Here is a 15,725-nt window from a genome sequence, read left to right on the forward strand (position 1 = left end):
ATTTATACTTGCATTGCTGCGGGCAATCGCTAGAATTTGTCGGTCACTGCATTCACGACATCGTCCGCTTCCATGCTCTCCGCAATCGGCCCTGAAGACATCCAGTGTCTGGATGACACTTTAAAGACCTGATTCTTCTTCACAGCAGGAAGCGACTTCCATATCTGCAGTTGTTCAATCTGCTTTGCAGTTCCTATCGCCTCTTGATGCGCGTCTTCTGTGTCGATCGAACCGCCGTAGATCGCGAACACGTAATCAGCAGTAATCAAAGGCAATTCTTCTAGTGATAGATTAACTCCCCAATCATCCTCAGACTTCTTTTGAAGCTCTGCGATGCTGGAATCTGGCTTCAATCCGAAGTCGGTATAGACCAGATTGAAACTTGGGAAGAACACTTGCAAATTCTTGTCCGATGGACGGACAAAGGCTACTGTCTTATCTGAACCCACCGCCTGAATAATGGTATCCTGTGCCTGTTTGAGCTTCTCCTCATAGGCCTGAATCACAGCTTGTGCTTTATCCTCCAGCCCTAATGCCTTGCCGATCTCAACGATCGAGGACTTCCAATCATCCGGTGCGAATGCGATCGTTGGTGCAATTTTGCTCAGCTCAGCGTATCCCTTCTCATCGGTGGAATACTGCTGAACAATGATCAGATCGGGATCGGCTTCAAGAATAGCTTCCGGGTTCGGCTTGAAGTCAGCGCTGCCCGACAGGGAAATATTCAGCTTCTGCAATTGATCATCCAGATAGTAGCCTTTGAAATCATAAGCGTACACCATCGGCGCTTCCAGAGACAGCATAATATCCTCCAGCCCGAACACCGCAACTCGCTGTGGATGTACAGGAACCTCTGTTTCTCCAAACCCATGTTTGATCTTAATGGTGTTCCCTTTTTCATTCTCTTTGGACGACTCAGACTGGACCGCAGCTTGTGTATTGGCTTCCGTCTTGGCGGCGCCCGGATTTTCTTCCGGCTTCTCTTTACCGCCACAAGCCGATAACATCGTAATGACTAGAATCACTATCAGCAGTAGTGCAATCCCCCGAAATTTTCTGTATTCAGTGGTCGCAGTCCTTCTTGCAACCGCTTGTCTTTCTATTGATAACATCCTGTCCCCTCCATTACTGATATTGATTATCATTATCGATAGGGACATTATATATCATGCTCGACACGCATAGGAATACGAGATAATGCTATATATTTCTGCTTACAGCGCACTAAATAACTGATCCAGTTCCTGCAATAAAAGCTCTTGGCGATTCGCTGTATATTCGAGAATCGGTTCAGCCATCCATGCAGCATTTGATGTCTGCAGCACCTGACCATGGCACACCGGCTTGAGCCTTCCCCAGTCCTCGGACAACCGGGTCTTCTGCCACAGGCTTTGCGATTGCGCATCCTTAAGCACATGAACCAGCATTACATCCGCATCAAATCGCCCCAGCTGCCCGACCTCCTCAAATGTTGTAAATTCGATCTGTTCAACGCCTTTAGCGCAAGGAAGCTGGAGATCGTCGTACAGAACTGTGCCCGCTCTTCTTCCCCATATTTTTATTCCTCGCGGGCAGAGAGTGAGAATAAGCCAGGCCCCTGCTTGAAAATCTGTCGGAACCTTCATGCGTATGGCTGCTGCCTGCTCATCATAACGGGCCAGCCATTTTTTCGCTTCTGCTTCGCGGTTCAAGAACTTTGCAGTCATCTGCAAATGAACTCTCCAGTCCGCACTATGCCAAGGCAGGAATAAGGTCGGCGCAATCTGTTGCAGCCGGGCCTTCTCTTCATCCGGGATCATCTCTTCCAGGGCAATGATCTTGTCGGGACGAGCGCGCCACAGCGCCTGCCGATTGAAATCATAATCATGGCTTAAGGGAACCTTGACGTCAAAGCGATATTTTCTCCGGTATTCATCCGCCCAGGACTGATCGATCGGAGCTGCATAGGGTATGATCTGCAGCGACAGCAGGTGGCCGATATTAGGCCAGCTGTACGCAGCGATCCTCTCCTTGCGGTTGGCAACATAGACGCTTGGCGACATGCCGGAATATTTGCTGAATTGACTGCTGAAATATTGCGGGTCTTTATACCCTACCGCTTCTGTAATTTCACGCAGTACAAAACCTTCCTCCATCAGCTGCTTGGCCTTGTTCATCCTGATTTCCGTCAGATATTCCATGATGCTCTGCCCGTATCTTTCCTTGTAGGACCTCATGAAGTAATACCTGCTCATTCCAGCCATGCCTGCCAAATAGTCAACAGTAATAACCTCTGTATAATGGCGTTCCAAGAAAAGCCGCACCTGCTCCAGAACATCCCCGTACCAGCCTTGTCTCTTCAACAGCAAATGTAGCAGATCCTGAAACCCCGCTTCACTAGCCAGGCGGTCTGCCGCATCATCGGTATGCCAGTGTTCGACGATTTTCTGACAGAGGCCAAGCAGCTGTTCCTGGGAAGACACCGCAGCGACCTGCGGCAGCCGCCGAATTGCATCGGCACCTATATGGCTGCCTTCCCCTGCAGACATCTCATAATAAAACAAATACAAAATCTGCTGCCCTATAAAAGGATAGTCTATCTCAACCCGTTGTCCCGGCTGGATCACAAACACCTTATCCGGGGACAGAGGGTTGAGAATCCCGTCTATCACAATGGAGCCATGCCGGTAATGGGAGGCGAGCAGTATCGGAGCCGGACAGGCCTTGAACAACAGCTGATAGCTATCACCGCGGCTTTCGATCATCACCACCTCAGTCAATCTGAACCGGACATAATACAGCCAATCCGCATCATTTGCTGGACTGTTCATCCTATTTTACTGATAACAGACTGTTCGAGATGAACTCTAACTGTGCTTCAAGCGTTACCGGATCATTGTACGTATCGCCGTGCGGATCCAGTTGGAATACGTGGCCTGCTTTTACGCCGGGGAGTCCTTTCCAAATCGCGCTGTCATAGACAATCTTCGGATCGCTTGTATCGCCGGCCCAAGGGCAAGTGAAGATGATATCGCCCGCATACTCCGGCAGCTTCTCAAGCGAGATGGAAGCCCAGCCTGTGCCGCTGTCGATCGCTTCCTTCTGCGCTTCAGGCGGCGCCTTAAGACCAAATTCGTCATAGATAATCTCTCCGCCACGACCATAGTTGTGGCCAAAGACATACAATCCCTTGGCGTATGGATTAAGAATAGATACGGTTTTATCCCCGACTGCCGCTTGTACCTTCGGCTTCAGTTCATCAACTTTTGCCTTCCACCCGGCTACCCAATCCTCAGCCTCTTTTTCTTTACCAGTCAGCTTGCCGAAATCGATGATCTGATCCTTGTAATTCTTCTTCCCGTAGTCGATAGCTACGACGGGGGCAATCTGCTCCAGCTTGTCGATTCCCTCGCTGCCGGTGAAAGTAATGATTAAGTCCGGATTAAGCTCAAGAATCTTCTCCGGCGAAGGATCCACTCCGAGATCCTCCGTCCCGTCCAGCTTCCCTGCAAAATACGGATTCTCCATCGCTCCGGAGAGTACGCCGACAGGTTTCACTCCCATCGCCAGGAAATAGCCAGTATAGAAATTCGTCAAATCGACGATACGCTGCGGATTTTTAGGAACTTCAACGTCTCCGTTCCCAGCCTGGAATATGAACGTCTCCGCTGAATCGGAGGCATTTGATGATGAAGCTGCCGGAACATTACCTGAAGTATTGTTCTTTTCCCCTTGGCCAGAGGAAGATGAATCCCCTGCAGACTGTCCGCATGCTGCCAATAACACAGCTAATCCTAGCAGACAGACTAATAAAACATACAACCTTGAAGATTTATGCAAGATATATCCTCTCCCTTTTATAGTTGATACTGATAATCATTATCAATTTACCATGAGATAGATATACAGACAATCCTTTTTTTCTGTAGAGAATAAATCTAGCCTGAAGTTAGCGCCGCCAGCACGTCATCTATTTTTTGGCGGTGTGATAGAATTCCATAGTTCATCCATGTGTAAAAATCCACCTCATATACGTAGCCGCCCTTCACCACTCGAAGCGACTGCCAAAGTGGCGAGTTCAGAATCTCCCTCTCTTCCCTCTCTCTTGTAGAATGACGCTTATCGAACGTTATAAACAAATGATCCGCATCTAGCTCCACTAGCTCCTGTGGCTCCAGCAATACTTTTCTCGAATCCCGGGTCAATTTCTTCACAAGCAACGGAGGCGTCAGACCGAGATCACGGTACAGGATCGGGCCTGTATAGCCATGGTCTTCACCCCCGTATAGACTGATCCCCAGCGCTGAGATGCGCAGAAAAGCTACGCTTTGTCGATGCAGCAAAGGTTTGAGCAGCTTACGCGCCTTATCGGATCTTTGCTCATAGTCTCCGATAATATCGACAACCTTTGATCTGCAATCTAGTAATTCTGCGACAGTCTCTAAAGTGGAACGCCAATCTTCTCCAGGATGAGAGAGACTGTACATCGGCGCGAGGCTTCCCAGCACATCTGAAGCAATCCAGCGACTGAACCCGCCGTCCATGATAATGATGTCAGGCTTATGTGACGACAGCGCCTCCATATCTCCCGCTCCGATATCAAATACAGGCACATTAGCCAGTTTGAGATACTCTTGCTTCCCCCATTCGGCCTGAGTGCACTGTATGAGAGGGGTGACGCCAAGGGCCACCAGGAAATCCTCCAAAAATGGCGCAAATACCCGTTTCTTGCCCCTATAACTGCGTCGATACTGTCCAGGCGACACGCCCACCGACTTCTTGAAACGGCGGTTGAAATAATATTCATTATTAAACCCGACGTTCTGCGCAATCTCGAATAGGCGGTCTTCCGATATTAGCAGTTGCTGCTTGGCCCGGTCCATTCGGAAATCATTAATATATTCCAGCGGCACCTTACCGGTCATTTCTTTAAAAAGGCGTGTATACTGCCAGCGTGTGATATTCGCCTGCGTGGCCAGGTAATCTACCGTCAACGAATCTTGATAGTTCTGTTTAATATGCTGAATCGATGCCTCCACAGCTTGTCGCATATCCCTCTCCGTGCCCGCAAGCCCATTTTGCCTGAAAATGAATCGCAGCCACTCCTGGAACCTGATCTGCTGCTCAAAGAGCTCAAGCTCATCGCGGCAATCCCTCATTTGATACAATACTTCAAGGCGATCTATGCATTGGGAGAACGGTTGACAGTTCAATTCACCTGGACGCAATATCCGCTCCGGAATGACTTCTTCCCCAGCGGTGCTGCCGTCTTCTCCCAACCTCAGCATCCCGAACAGTACCCGATAATAGCTAACCCCTTCCTTGCCCGGCCTGATGCGATAGGCCGAGCCGGGTGGGATTAAATAGCCTCTACTATGCTTCATATTTAGAGAGGCCTCATCGATAGTGAGGCTTCCTTCTCCGCGAACTGTAATGAGTATAATATGATGCTTCGCTGTCATCGCCGTATCGGCTAATTCAAAGGGCAAATAGCAATAATCCAGACCAAACATAGAAAATAACATGGAGTAGTGTAGGTTTATTAATCCTGCGTGGCTCATCGTATCCCTTTCCTATCAATAGATATATAAAAATAGATATAACAAACGCCAAGAAAGCTCAATCCAAATACGGATTCGCTCTCCTGACGGTATTTTCTTCAATTCTGATATCACGAATTATTTAATGAAGATATTCAGCAAATCATCGATTTTCTTCATATTCGCGTAGATCGCACCGGATTGCCAATGCGTCCGGTCGACCTGATATACATGTCCATTCTTCACGGCAGGCATAGACTTCCATAACGGGCTGTCGAACCATTTCTCGGCTTCTCTATTTTCTGCCGAATCCCAATAGCCGTTCGAAGGGAACACAATGATATGATCCGCATTTAATTCCGGAAGCGCCTCTTCTGAGATAACCGCATGGAAATCCTTCATCTCGCTCACCATGGTTGGAGGCGTCAGGCCGATTTCCTTATAGATATTGCCTGTGTACCGGTTTTCAAGGCCAAATAAGGCAAGTGTCTTATCCCCAATATTCAGACGGATAACGGCCACTGTCTCATCCCCGATTGCGCTCTTCAATTTCTGTTGGGCATCGGCGACTTTCTGGTCATATTGCTTAAGCACTTCTTCGCCCTTCTCTTTCTGATTCACCAGATCCGCGATTGTCCGAAGAATTTCCGGAGGATTTTGCAGTATATTCTCAGGCAAGCGATAGGTGGGAGCGATCTTGGAATATATTTCGTACTTGGCGGCATCGACAACTCCATCTACGATAATCAGATCCGGGGACGCGTCCAGCAAGGCTTCAATGCTGCCCGTAATATCAAATTGGGGAACATTCAGATCGAGATAGTCCTGCTTGCCCCAGGAGGGATGATACCATTGAACGACCGGTGTTATGCCAAGCGCAACCAAATAATCCTCCAAATAGATTCCGGCAATTCGCTGAGGATGGACAGGGATTTCAACCTCTCCGAATTCATCGCTTACGGTTCGGGTGCCGCTTGATGGTTGTTCCCCCACAGGATTGGTCTGCTGCTGAGCAATCCCTTCTTTGCCGGATTGTCCAGCCTGCTGATTTGACTCCCCTTGCTTGCCGCATCCGACAAGGGCCACAGACAGGCTAAGCAGAATAGCCAGGCAGACCGCTGCCCATCGGCGAGATTTTCCCATAACATGATCCTCTCCTATATAAATGATCAACGAAACAATCTATCGATCGATAATGATTCTCAATCTCATTTCGTTCATGGTTATTTTATACTCCTGTTTCGGTATCTGCAATGCACATTTTCGACGTCATTTTTATACATACACAAAAACAACCGTCCCGGCCTTCTGAAATCATAGGCCAGGACGGTTGCTTATCGTTAATTCTATTCCTCGTAAATTTGCGTTAACATACGGCCAAGCTCCCGGAAGGCCTGCACTTCTTGCTCGCCTTTGACCTCAAGTCTAATCTCATCCCCGGCTGAGATTCCAAGCGTCAGCAGCCCAAGCGGACTCTTCCCATTAGCTTGCTTATCACCTTTATATAAAGTCACCTGACAAGGAAATGAATGGGCCTTCTCGGCAAAGGCTTTGGATGGTCGCGCATGAAATCCTTGCGGGTGTATGACGGTAAATACTTGCGATATCATCGTTATGCTTCACTCCTCAGCTGGTTATTTACGAAATCAAGCACCTCTTGTTGACTGCTCATGTTCAGCGCTTCTGCGGCAAGCCGTGACCATTCCTGCCTGGACAACCGTGACAGCAGCTCCCGTGCCGGAAGCACCGATGATGCACTCATGCTGAGCTCATGCAGGCCAAGACCAAGCAGCAGTGGAATCGCTGACGCATCCCCCGCCATTTCCCCACACATCCCCGCCCATTTCCCATGGCGATCCGCAGCTTGAACGACGAGCTGCACCATGCGAAGGATCACCGGATGATGCGGCTGGTATAAGTAGGAGACGGATTCGTTCATCCGATCCGCAGCCATCGTATATTGGATCAGATCATTAGTCCCGATGCTGAAGAAATCTACTTCCTCTGCTAATCGATCCGCAGCCAGGACAGCCGCCGGAGTCTCGATCATGATGCCAACCTCAAGCTCGCTTGCGACCATAACTCCTTCTTGCTCCAGACGAATCCGCTCTTCCTGCAAGATCCGCTTCGCTTCACGCAGCTCACTCAATAGGGAGATCATCGGGAACATTATAGCCAGCTTCCCATGCGTGCTTGCCCTGAGTAATGCTCTTAGCTGCGTACGGAACAGTTCCTCCCGATCCAGACAGAGACGGATAGCCCGAAGGCCAAGGAACGGATTCATCTCTTGCGGCAGCTGCATGTAACTCAGCTCCTTGTCTCCCCCGATGTCGAGAGTGCGGATGACGACCCGTTTGCCGCTCATTTTCTCCAGTACATGCTTGTAGACGGAATACTGCTCCTCCTCCGAAGGGAACGTTGAACGCCCCATATACAGAAACTCTGTGCGGAACAATCCAATCCCATCGGCACCATTGGCCAAAACCTTCTCCAGATCCTCGATCCCGCCGATATTCCCCGCTAATTCCACGTGCACTTTATCCGCAGTAAGCGAGGGGCGATCCACATAGCTTTTCATTCGCCATACATTATCTTCATATTTACGCTTGCGCTCGAAGTAATCTTCTATTTGGTTGCGCGAAGGATTTACAATAATCTCGCCTCGCGTTGCATCCAAAATAACGGTGTCGCCTGTTTTGATATATGATGCATCGCTCCCTGCGCCAACTACAGCTGCAAGCTCTAGGGAACGAGCCATGATGGCAGAATGTGAGGTACGGCTGCCGATTTCCGTAACAAAGCCGCGTATATAATCCATATTCAGTTGGGCCGTATCCGATGGAGTTAGGTCCTTGGCAAATAGAATGGCCTCGTCATTCAACTCGGAGAACGCATGATGCGCACGTCCCTCCAGCTTGTCGATGACTCGTCTTGTAATATCCCCGACATCCGCCGCCCGTTCGCGCAGCATTTCATTGTCCATGGAGCGCAGCGCGTCCATTATCGCTGCCGCCACTTCATACAAGGCATATTCCGCGCAGACGCCCTCGCGCTCGATCCGAGCCAATGCCGCATCGCTCAATTCCGGATCATCCAGTAGAAATAGATGCGCTTCGAATATTTCTGCCTTTTGCGGCCCCAACCGTTCCAGGGTCTGCTGCCTGATCCGGTCGATATCAGCCTTTGCTGACTCAATGGCCTCTTTTAGACGCTGCATTTCGGCAGCTCTGTCTTCAATCTCTTGACGCTGTGGTATGGATTCTTCCATTTCCAGCCGGTAAGCCTTCGCGATAGCAATCCCTGGTGAAGCAGGTACGCCAGTCAGTAAATGGCCCATTCCAATCCCTCCTATTGTAGAAGCCCAGCTGGAATACTCAGGAGCTCGGCTTCCTCTTTCTCTATTTATTTCTCATATGCCTCCATAACGGATTGGGTTAATTCATGCGTAAGAGCAAGCCCGCTTATGTCAGAAAAAGCCTGGCGAACGCCCTTTTCAGCAATCCATTCCTGCAGCTTCATGGCTTCATGATCCCCCGCGTAATCAAACTTGAGGGCCAGTGCCATGACCTTGGCCAAATGCTCGGTAACGCCCCCCTGTTCCCAGGCTTTAAGCGCCGGGCGAACCAGGCGATCCTCAGGTGACAGCTTACGAATCGGTGAACGCCCAACTCGAACAATCTCATCGCTTAGATAAGGGTTGCGGAAACGGTTCATAATTTTACGGATATATTCCTCATGCTCCTCTTCCTTGAAGCCGTAAGCTTCCACCAGCATGCTCCCTGTCTCCCGCAGCGCTCCATATACGAGGTTGATGACTTCTTCATCTCTCACCGCTTCCAGGATTGTTGCATACCCTTTGCGATAACCGGCGTAAGCCGTGCTGCAGTGACCCGTATTCACGGTGAAGAGCTTGCGCTCAATGTAAGGGATCAGATCGTCAACATAGCGAACCCCGTTAATCTCCTGAGCCTCGTTGAACATTTGCTGCCGATCAATAACCCACTCATAGAACGGTTCCACCGTGACTTCAAGCGGATCTTCATGGTGTTGCATAGGTACAATACGATCTACAGCCGAATCTGGAAAAGCAATCAGCGAGGCTGCCGTTTCCTGCTCCTGAACGGATAACAGCTCCATAACATGCTCTTTTAATTGCGTACTCGCTCCGATCGCATTTTCGCAAGCAATAATATGCAGCTTAGAGCCGCCGCGCTCCAGGCGTTGTTTAATTCCTGCAGCAATGCCCGGAGCGATATGTTTAAGCGTCGTTACGCCAACAGCTGTCGTAATGAGATCCGCTGAGGCCACCTCTTCGGCAATTACAGCAGGATTTCGCCCATCAATAGCCGATACATTATGCACCGGGATGCGCTGCTCCGATTCATCTGCGATCTTGACCTCATAACTTCCGCGCTCTTGCAAAGCCCGAACAACCGTCTCATTTACATCCGAGAAGACGACATCATAACCCGACTCGGACAATAAGAGCCCGATAAAACCTCTACCGATATTGCCTGCTCCAAAATGAAGGGCCTTCATTCTTCCATCCCGCTTTCAAAGATCTTCAGAATCTCTTCAGCGGATGTGGCGGTACGCAAACTTTCCATGCTGTCATCATCGGAGCAGACCATAGCGAGGTTGGTCAGAATTCCCATATGCTCTCCTCTTTGTGCCGCAACCCCGACAACAAGCACTGCCGGCTCATCCCCGCCAAAATTCACACCGTCCGGAATTTGCAATACAGCAAGTCCTGTCGATTTGATCATGGCTTTGGATTCATTGGTGCCATGAGGGATCGCCAGCCCAGACCCCATATAAGTAGACAAATTGTTTTCGCGTTCAATCATTTTGTCGATATAGTCCTCATCAACATGCCCGGTATCAACCAACATTTGACCAACCAGGCGAATCGCTTCGTATTTATCTGATACCTTTACGTTTAATCGAATCTGTTCTGCGGATAAAATACTCATCGATGATCACTCTCTCTCCAGTTTGTTTAATAGATAAGTGCGAAGATGGGCCGACATCAGCTCTCTGATCTGCTGCTCCTGACCATTCGCAAGCGCTTCCATGATTTCTATATCTAACAGGGTAGCGCTTATTTCACTTAACACTTCAATACTTTCTCTAGATAACTGCTTTGGTGCCAGCATCAGCAGAAACCGTGACAATTCAGCGGCCCCTGGCTCCTCCATACTGAAGCTGTGGTCAAGCTCAAATAACATCAGTAGAGGCCTCTTCACCGTATCCGATCGGGTATGAAAGAGCGCTAATTCCGTTCCGGGAATCATCTGCGTTCCATTCTTCTCCCGATCAAGCAGGAGTCTCGCAACTACATCGGGCTCTTCAACGGCTTCCTGAATCTGAGGATGATGACATGCGGCCTGCAGCCATTTCATGAGACTTGGCGTGCCGCTGATCTGCAGCGGAATCACACGGAATGCTTCCAATATCTCGATGCTCAGCTGAACACTTTTGTTGAGATAACGCAGATCCTCTATTGCCGCCATTCCAACCGGCTGTTCTTGATTCACTGCCGTCTTCTCAGCCGTACGCAAGTCTTCCTTTATCGTGTGATGCAGTAAACTATCTTGCATTTGCTCCTGCAACAGCTGCCTTGAGCCTCGCCCTTTAATATAGTTCCGAAGCTGAACCGTCTCCTCTTCATTCAACAGCGGACTTAACTTCAAATATTGATCTTCGCGCAGAGGAAGTTCCACCGTGCTGATGATCAGATCGTAATCCGATCTTGGAATTCGCACTGCCTCATACCATGAAGCCTGACCAACGATCTTGATCTGTGGGAACTCCCTCCGCAGTCGTACAGCCAACAGCTTGGAGGAACCGATCCCGCTCGTACAGACGATGACCACCCGCATGTTCGGATGAATCTGCCCGATCCGTTCCCGGGAAGCTCCAAAATGCATGACTAGAAAAGCGATCTCTTCATCCGGGATATTGCTGTTGGGAAAAGCCGCACGGGCGGCTTGCCGAACCCGGCCGAACAATTCCCCATATTCCTTGCGAATCGTATCCATTAATGGATTGCGAATGCGCTGTCCGGCAGTGATCCGTTCCAGAGCGGCTCCCAAATGAGTGAATAACCCGTCCCTCAACGAACGGTCCGCCATATAATCCTGATCATCGAATTCTGCCATATAATGAATCAGGGATCGGACCGCTCCCGCCAGCTCCAGGTCATCAGCAGGCAATGATTCGCTCGCGTGCCCTCTCGCCTTCTCCAATAAGCTGGCGGTATATCTCATCTCAAACGTTGAATATTCGAGCTTCAATGCTTCGCCAAGATGGTGACACAAGCTTTCGACCTCCGCGATTTGTTCGTCAGGGGCTCCCTGTCTGTCGCGGAGCATCCGACCCGCCTCCGCCTCGCTGATCTCCCTCTTCGACCCTATACGGTCCGCAGCGATCGACAGGTGAATGAGCAGATCCGTATAAGCCTCTTCACTGAACGACTCCTCCAGAGACTGCTCTTCCCACTTCCACAATATCTCTTCGATCGTCCTAATCGAGTTGACGCCAGCCATCGACGCTATCCGGCGATCCACAGGGTGAAGGAAGTTCTGATCAGCTCCCGAGATAAGTGTCAAGTCATCGAAGCGAATTCCAACAAGATCCCGAATAGCTTCACGGATGGCGGGTTCAGAACCCTTGATCTCAACTCCATAACCTCGCCGCCGTATAAGCCGAAGCTTCTGCTTGTCAATCCAATCGGTCAGATCATCGAGATCTGCGGAAATTGTGGACACCGTTACCTTCATCTCGTGAGCCAACGCATACAATTTGATCGGTTCATGAGATTCAAGCAATCTGTACAGCAGGTAGATCTGGCGTTCATCCGCTGAGTATTCCGCGTTAGCCGGAGTGAGGAGTTCTGACTTAATATGCTCAAGCCGCTCAGGCTCCCCATCCAGACTAAGACCCGAACCCGCTTTCCGGTGAAGCAAGATCCCCCTGCGATGCAAATAGCTCTCTACCGCATCGAGTTCCCTATGCACCGTTCGCGGACTCACGCGAATACTCTGGGCAATCTCGGCAACGGTGGATTCATAGGGACTGCGGAGAAGCAAGTCCAGGATCTGTCTCATGCGCTGTGTAATTTCCATAGATCATGCCTCCAAAAAAGCGGTTGCAATAAGCGTAGGATGCTGACAATTGCCTACCCTGTGGCTTATCGGTGTAACTGTTATTTCAATCGTTCAACAAGCACGTCATATTCCGGACTCTTCAGGAAATTATCGATAGAAATATGCTCGGCCTGCGGTGCAATTCCACGGGCGCGATCCGTTAAGGTCTTATGCGTAACTACGATATCTGCGTCGGACGGAATGTCGCCAATCGCGGTATTACTAACTTCGATCGCTGACCCTACCGCTTTCATTTTCTTGCGTAAAATGGAGGCTCCCATAGCGCTTGATCCCATTCCCGCATCACAAGCAAAAATAATCTTACGAACCTCTTCCTTGCTCTTCAGTCCACCTGAAGCTTCCATCGCGATGGATGCGCTTGCTTCTCTTGCTGCAACCCCACTTGCAGCGAGCGAACCTGCCGCTTTCATATCCTTGACACGCTTGGTTGCTTCCTCCAATTCATCGCGGTCCTCTTCTTGTTTCTTCTCCGTCTTTAGCAATAGCGCTGAAACACCAAAGGAGACAATCGCTGCGGTAATCACACCGCTCAATGCCGGAATAATCTCTCCACGCGGAGCCATAGCCAAATAAGCGATAATACTTCCCGGCGAAGGCGGACCAACAAGTCCGGCGTTCAGCAGCGAGAATGTAAGCGTACCTGTTATACCACCAGCTATAGCGGCGAGAATGAGTCGAGGCTTCATTAAAATGTACGGGAAGTAAATCTCATGAATCCCGCCGAAGAAATGTATAATCGCCGCTCCTGACGCTGACTGTCTGGCGCTGCCTCGACCGAAGAACATGTAAGCCAGCAGGATGCCAATACCGGGACCCGGGTTGGATTCCAGCATATACAGCAGCGATTTACCCGCACTAAGCGCTTGCTCGGCGGCAATTGGACTTAGTACGCCGTGGTTGATCGCATTGTTAAGAAACAGGACCTTGGCTGGTTCGATCAGTATGTTGACCAGTGGAATCAGATGATTGCTGACCAGAAAATCCACACCCGCCGAGAGCGCGCTTGTAACCGCTTCAATAATACGCCCGACGATGGAGTATGAGATCAGAACGAGCCCACCGCCGATAATGCCCAGCGAGAAATTGTTTACCAGCATTTCAAAGCCGGATTTGATTTTGCCTTCTACTGCTTTATCGAATTTCTTAAGCACCCAGGCGGCTCCAGGTCCAACAGCCATGGCGCCGAGGAACATCGGAATATCCGTACCGACGATCACTCCCATCGTAACGAGGGCACCGATTACCCCACCGCGCTGCTTATGAACCATCGTACCCCCGGTATAGCCGATTAAGAGCGGAAGCAGAAACTTGATCATCGGATCAACGAGTTTGGCTAAATATTCATTCGGGATCCAGCCTGTTGGAATGAACAAAGCCGTAATCAAGCCCCATGCGATGAACGCCCCGATATTTGGCATCACCATGCCGCTTAGGAAACGTCCGAATTTTTGGACTCCCACCCGTGCAGATCCAGATGAAGTGGAAGATGTTGTTTGGGCCATATGACAGCCTCCCTATAGTTTTTTGCGAGCGGACTATTGGGATAATTACCGCTCGTTATGTACCTATCGTATTGGACATCGGAGAGATACTCAACAAAATGAAAACGCTATATTGTCAGCATGACTACTGACAAGACTTCACTAATCCGCCACCAAACCTTTAAAGGTAAGCTTTCTTTAATATGTGAATTCCATCACAATTATGGTTTTTTCTTACTGATTCCCTTCGGAAATCTATATTATTTAGGGGAAACACTTTAATTTATACATCTTTCAATATGGTATACTTTGGACAAAAAGATATCCTGGAGGAAGCGATGACAACTTTCGAGCAAGCGGCTTATAACACGAAGCAATATAGAAATTTGTTCAGGGAAATCGGCTATTCTGAGGAAGAAATCAACGCAAAGCTTGAAAGCACATGGAATGAACTGTTCTACGGGGATTCGGATGTGCGGATCTACTACCAGTTGGACGAGAATAAAGGATATTTGCTGGATACCGGCAACCTTGATGTAAGAACCGAAGGCCTATCCTACGGAATGATGATGGCTGTTCAGATGAACAAAAAAGAGGAATTTGATCGGCTGTGGACATTCGCTAAGCAATTCATGCAGCATACGGAAGGACGTTATAAAGATTATTTCGCTTGGCATTGCAAACCGGATGGAACGAGGTTGTCTCCGGGACCCGCACCAGATGGTGAAGAATTCTTTGCCATGGCGTTATTCTTCGCCTCAAATCGCTGGGGAGACGGGCCAGAGCCTTACGACTACTCGGCACAGGCGAGAACAATTCTCCGCGCTTGCCTGCATCAAGGCGAAAACGGAGAAGGCGATCCGATGTTTGATCCGGCAACCAAGCTGATCAAATTCGTGCCGGAATCTTCCTTTAGCGATCCTTCCTATCATCTCCCCCATTTCTATGAGTTGTTCGCCCTGTACGCGGATGAGCAGGATCGAGCCTTTTGGAGCGAAGCCGCTGAGGCAAGCCGAAGCTACCTGCATAAAGCCTGTCATCCGGTCACCGGACTGGCAGCAGAATATGCGAATTACGACGGAACACCTGCCGAGCCCCAGCCCCATGGCGACTACCGACATTTCTTCAGCGATGCGTACCGGGTTGCCGCGAATATTGCCCTCGATTGGGAATGGTTCCGGAAGGACCCTTGGCAGGTGGAGCAATCGAACCGGATTCAACGTTTCTTCCGCGATATTGACGTGTCGGACTACCGTCGCTATACGATTGACGGCCAGCCTTTTGAAGAAGCGGCGCTGCATCCTATAGGGCTGCTGGCGACCAATGCGGCGGCATCGCTGGCTGCGGACGGACCTGATGCGGAACGATTTGTACACCTGTTCTGGAATACCCCCCTTCGCAGCGGCAAACGGCGCTATTACGACAATTGTCTGTATTTTTTTGCCCTACTTGCTCTAAGCGGCAATTTCCGAATTTATTGATCAGTCAGGCAAATCAGAGGCAGCTTCCATACTGGAAGCCGCCTCTTTATTTTATTAACCTATTCTGCCCTATTT

Annotated in this window: 12 protein-coding genes; 1 reads left to right on the forward strand and 11 read right to left on the reverse strand. The window is 49.7% G+C overall.

Annotation, left to right across the window (positions count from 1 at the left end; translation table 11 throughout):
• Window positions 1-29 precede the first annotated feature (29 nt).
• The 11 genes from BN1360_RS18800 to BN1360_RS18850 form a co-directional block, all read right to left on the reverse strand.
• Window positions 30-1,112, reverse strand: a complete 1,083-nt coding sequence (locus BN1360_RS18800; RefSeq protein ID WP_068781358.1) for an ABC transporter substrate-binding protein — start codon at window positions 1,110-1,112, stop codon at window positions 30-32.
• A 102-nt stretch (window positions 1,113-1,214) separates the two neighbouring features.
• Complete coding sequence (locus tag BN1360_RS18805; protein WP_068781359.1) at window positions 1,215-2,810, reverse strand: AraC family transcriptional regulator; 1,596 nt, start codon at window positions 2,808-2,810, stop codon at window positions 1,215-1,217.
• 1 nt (window position 2,811) lies between these two features.
• Complete coding sequence (locus BN1360_RS18810) at window positions 2,812-3,819, reverse strand: iron-hydroxamate ABC transporter substrate-binding protein (protein WP_068781360.1); 1,008 nt, start codon at window positions 3,817-3,819, stop codon at window positions 2,812-2,814.
• Between the two features lie 98 nt (window positions 3,820-3,917).
• Window positions 3,918-5,504 carry an AraC family transcriptional regulator gene (locus BN1360_RS18815; RefSeq protein ID WP_195714280.1) on the reverse strand — a complete coding sequence of 529 codons (1,587 nt, stop codon included), beginning with the start codon at window positions 5,502-5,504 and terminating at the stop codon, window positions 3,918-3,920.
• A 153-nt stretch (window positions 5,505-5,657) separates the two neighbouring features.
• The gene (locus BN1360_RS18820; protein ID WP_068781361.1) at window positions 5,658-6,662 is read right to left on the reverse strand and encodes an ABC transporter substrate-binding protein; all 1,005 of its coding nucleotides are present in this window, start codon (window positions 6,660-6,662) and stop codon (window positions 5,658-5,660) included.
• Window positions 6,663-6,865: 203 nt separating this feature from the next.
• Window positions 6,866-7,129: an HPr family phosphocarrier protein gene (locus BN1360_RS18825; protein WP_068781362.1), complete on the reverse strand. Its 264-nt coding sequence runs from the start codon at window positions 7,127-7,129 to the stop codon at window positions 6,866-6,868.
• Between the two features lie 2 nt (window positions 7,130-7,131).
• Window positions 7,132-8,856 carry a phosphoenolpyruvate--protein phosphotransferase gene (gene ptsP, locus BN1360_RS18830; RefSeq protein ID WP_068781363.1) on the reverse strand — a complete coding sequence of 575 codons (1,725 nt, stop codon included), beginning with the start codon at window positions 8,854-8,856 and terminating at the stop codon, window positions 7,132-7,134.
• 65 nt (window positions 8,857-8,921) lie between these two features.
• On the reverse strand, window positions 8,922-10,058 hold the full coding sequence (locus BN1360_RS18835; RefSeq protein WP_068781364.1) for a mannitol-1-phosphate 5-dehydrogenase: 1,137 nt from the start codon (window positions 10,056-10,058) through the stop codon (window positions 8,922-8,924).
• The gene (locus BN1360_RS18840; RefSeq protein ID WP_068781365.1) at window positions 10,055-10,492 is read right to left on the reverse strand and encodes a PTS mannitol transporter subunit IIA; all 438 of its coding nucleotides are present in this window, start codon (window positions 10,490-10,492) and stop codon (window positions 10,055-10,057) included. Before BN1360_RS18840 ends, BN1360_RS18835 begins: the two co-directional genes overlap by 4 nt.
• A gap of 6 nt (window positions 10,493-10,498) precedes the next feature.
• On the reverse strand, window positions 10,499-12,646 hold the full coding sequence (locus BN1360_RS18845) for a BglG family transcription antiterminator (RefSeq protein ID WP_068781366.1): 2,148 nt from the start codon (window positions 12,644-12,646) through the stop codon (window positions 10,499-10,501).
• A gap of 80 nt (window positions 12,647-12,726) precedes the next feature.
• Window positions 12,727-14,190, reverse strand: coding sequence for a PTS mannitol transporter subunit IIBC (locus BN1360_RS18850; protein ID WP_068781367.1), 1,464 nt, complete (start codon window positions 14,188-14,190; stop codon window positions 12,727-12,729).
• A gap of 317 nt (window positions 14,191-14,507) precedes the next feature.
• Between BN1360_RS18850 and BN1360_RS18855 the strand changes: the two genes are divergently transcribed.
• Window positions 14,508-15,650: a family 8 glycosyl hydrolase gene (locus BN1360_RS18855; protein ID WP_068781514.1), complete on the forward strand. Its 1,143-nt coding sequence runs from the start codon at window positions 14,508-14,510 to the stop codon at window positions 15,648-15,650.
• Window positions 15,651-15,725 lie beyond the last annotated feature (75 nt).

It is taken from the genome of Paenibacillus sp. GM2 (genome assembly GCF_900069005.2).
Classification (GTDB): Bacteria; Bacillota; Bacilli; order Paenibacillales; family Paenibacillaceae; genus Fontibacillus.

What these genes read in the sequence shown, in the direction of transcription:
- BN1360_RS18800 (WP_068781358.1), bottom strand. Translation starts at nt 1,112, where the DNA reads ATGTTATCAATAGAAAGACAAGCGGTTGCAAGAAGGACTGCGACCACT.
- BN1360_RS18805 (WP_068781359.1), bottom strand. Translation starts at nt 2,810, where the DNA reads ATGAACAGTCCAGCAAATGATGCGGATTGGCTGTATTATGTCCGGTTC.
- BN1360_RS18815 (WP_195714280.1), bottom strand. Translation starts at nt 5,504, where the DNA reads ATGTTATTTTCTATGTTTGGTCTGGATTATTGCTATTTGCCCTTTGAA.
- BN1360_RS18820 (WP_068781361.1), bottom strand. Translation starts at nt 6,662, where the DNA reads ATGGGAAAATCTCGCCGATGGGCAGCGGTCTGCCTGGCTATTCTGCTT.
- BN1360_RS18825 (WP_068781362.1), bottom strand. Translation starts at nt 7,129, where the DNA reads ATGATATCGCAAGTATTTACCGTCATACACCCGCAAGGATTTCATGCG.
- ptsP (WP_068781363.1), bottom strand. Translation starts at nt 8,856, where the DNA reads ATGGGCCATTTACTGACTGGCGTACCTGCTTCACCAGGGATTGCTATC.
- BN1360_RS18835 (WP_068781364.1), bottom strand. Translation starts at nt 10,058, where the DNA reads ATGAAGGCCCTTCATTTTGGAGCAGGCAATATCGGTAGAGGTTTTATC.
- BN1360_RS18840 (WP_068781365.1), bottom strand. Translation starts at nt 10,492, where the DNA reads ATGAGTATTTTATCCGCAGAACAGATTCGATTAAACGTAAAGGTATCA.
- BN1360_RS18845 (WP_068781366.1), bottom strand. Translation starts at nt 12,646, where the DNA reads ATGGAAATTACACAGCGCATGAGACAGATCCTGGACTTGCTTCTCCGC.
- BN1360_RS18850 (WP_068781367.1), bottom strand. Translation starts at nt 14,190, where the DNA reads ATGGCCCAAACAACATCTTCCACTTCATCTGGATCTGCACGGGTGGGA.
- BN1360_RS18855 (WP_068781514.1), top strand. Translation starts at nt 14,508, where the DNA reads ATGACAACTTTCGAGCAAGCGGCTTATAACACGAAGCAATATAGAAAT.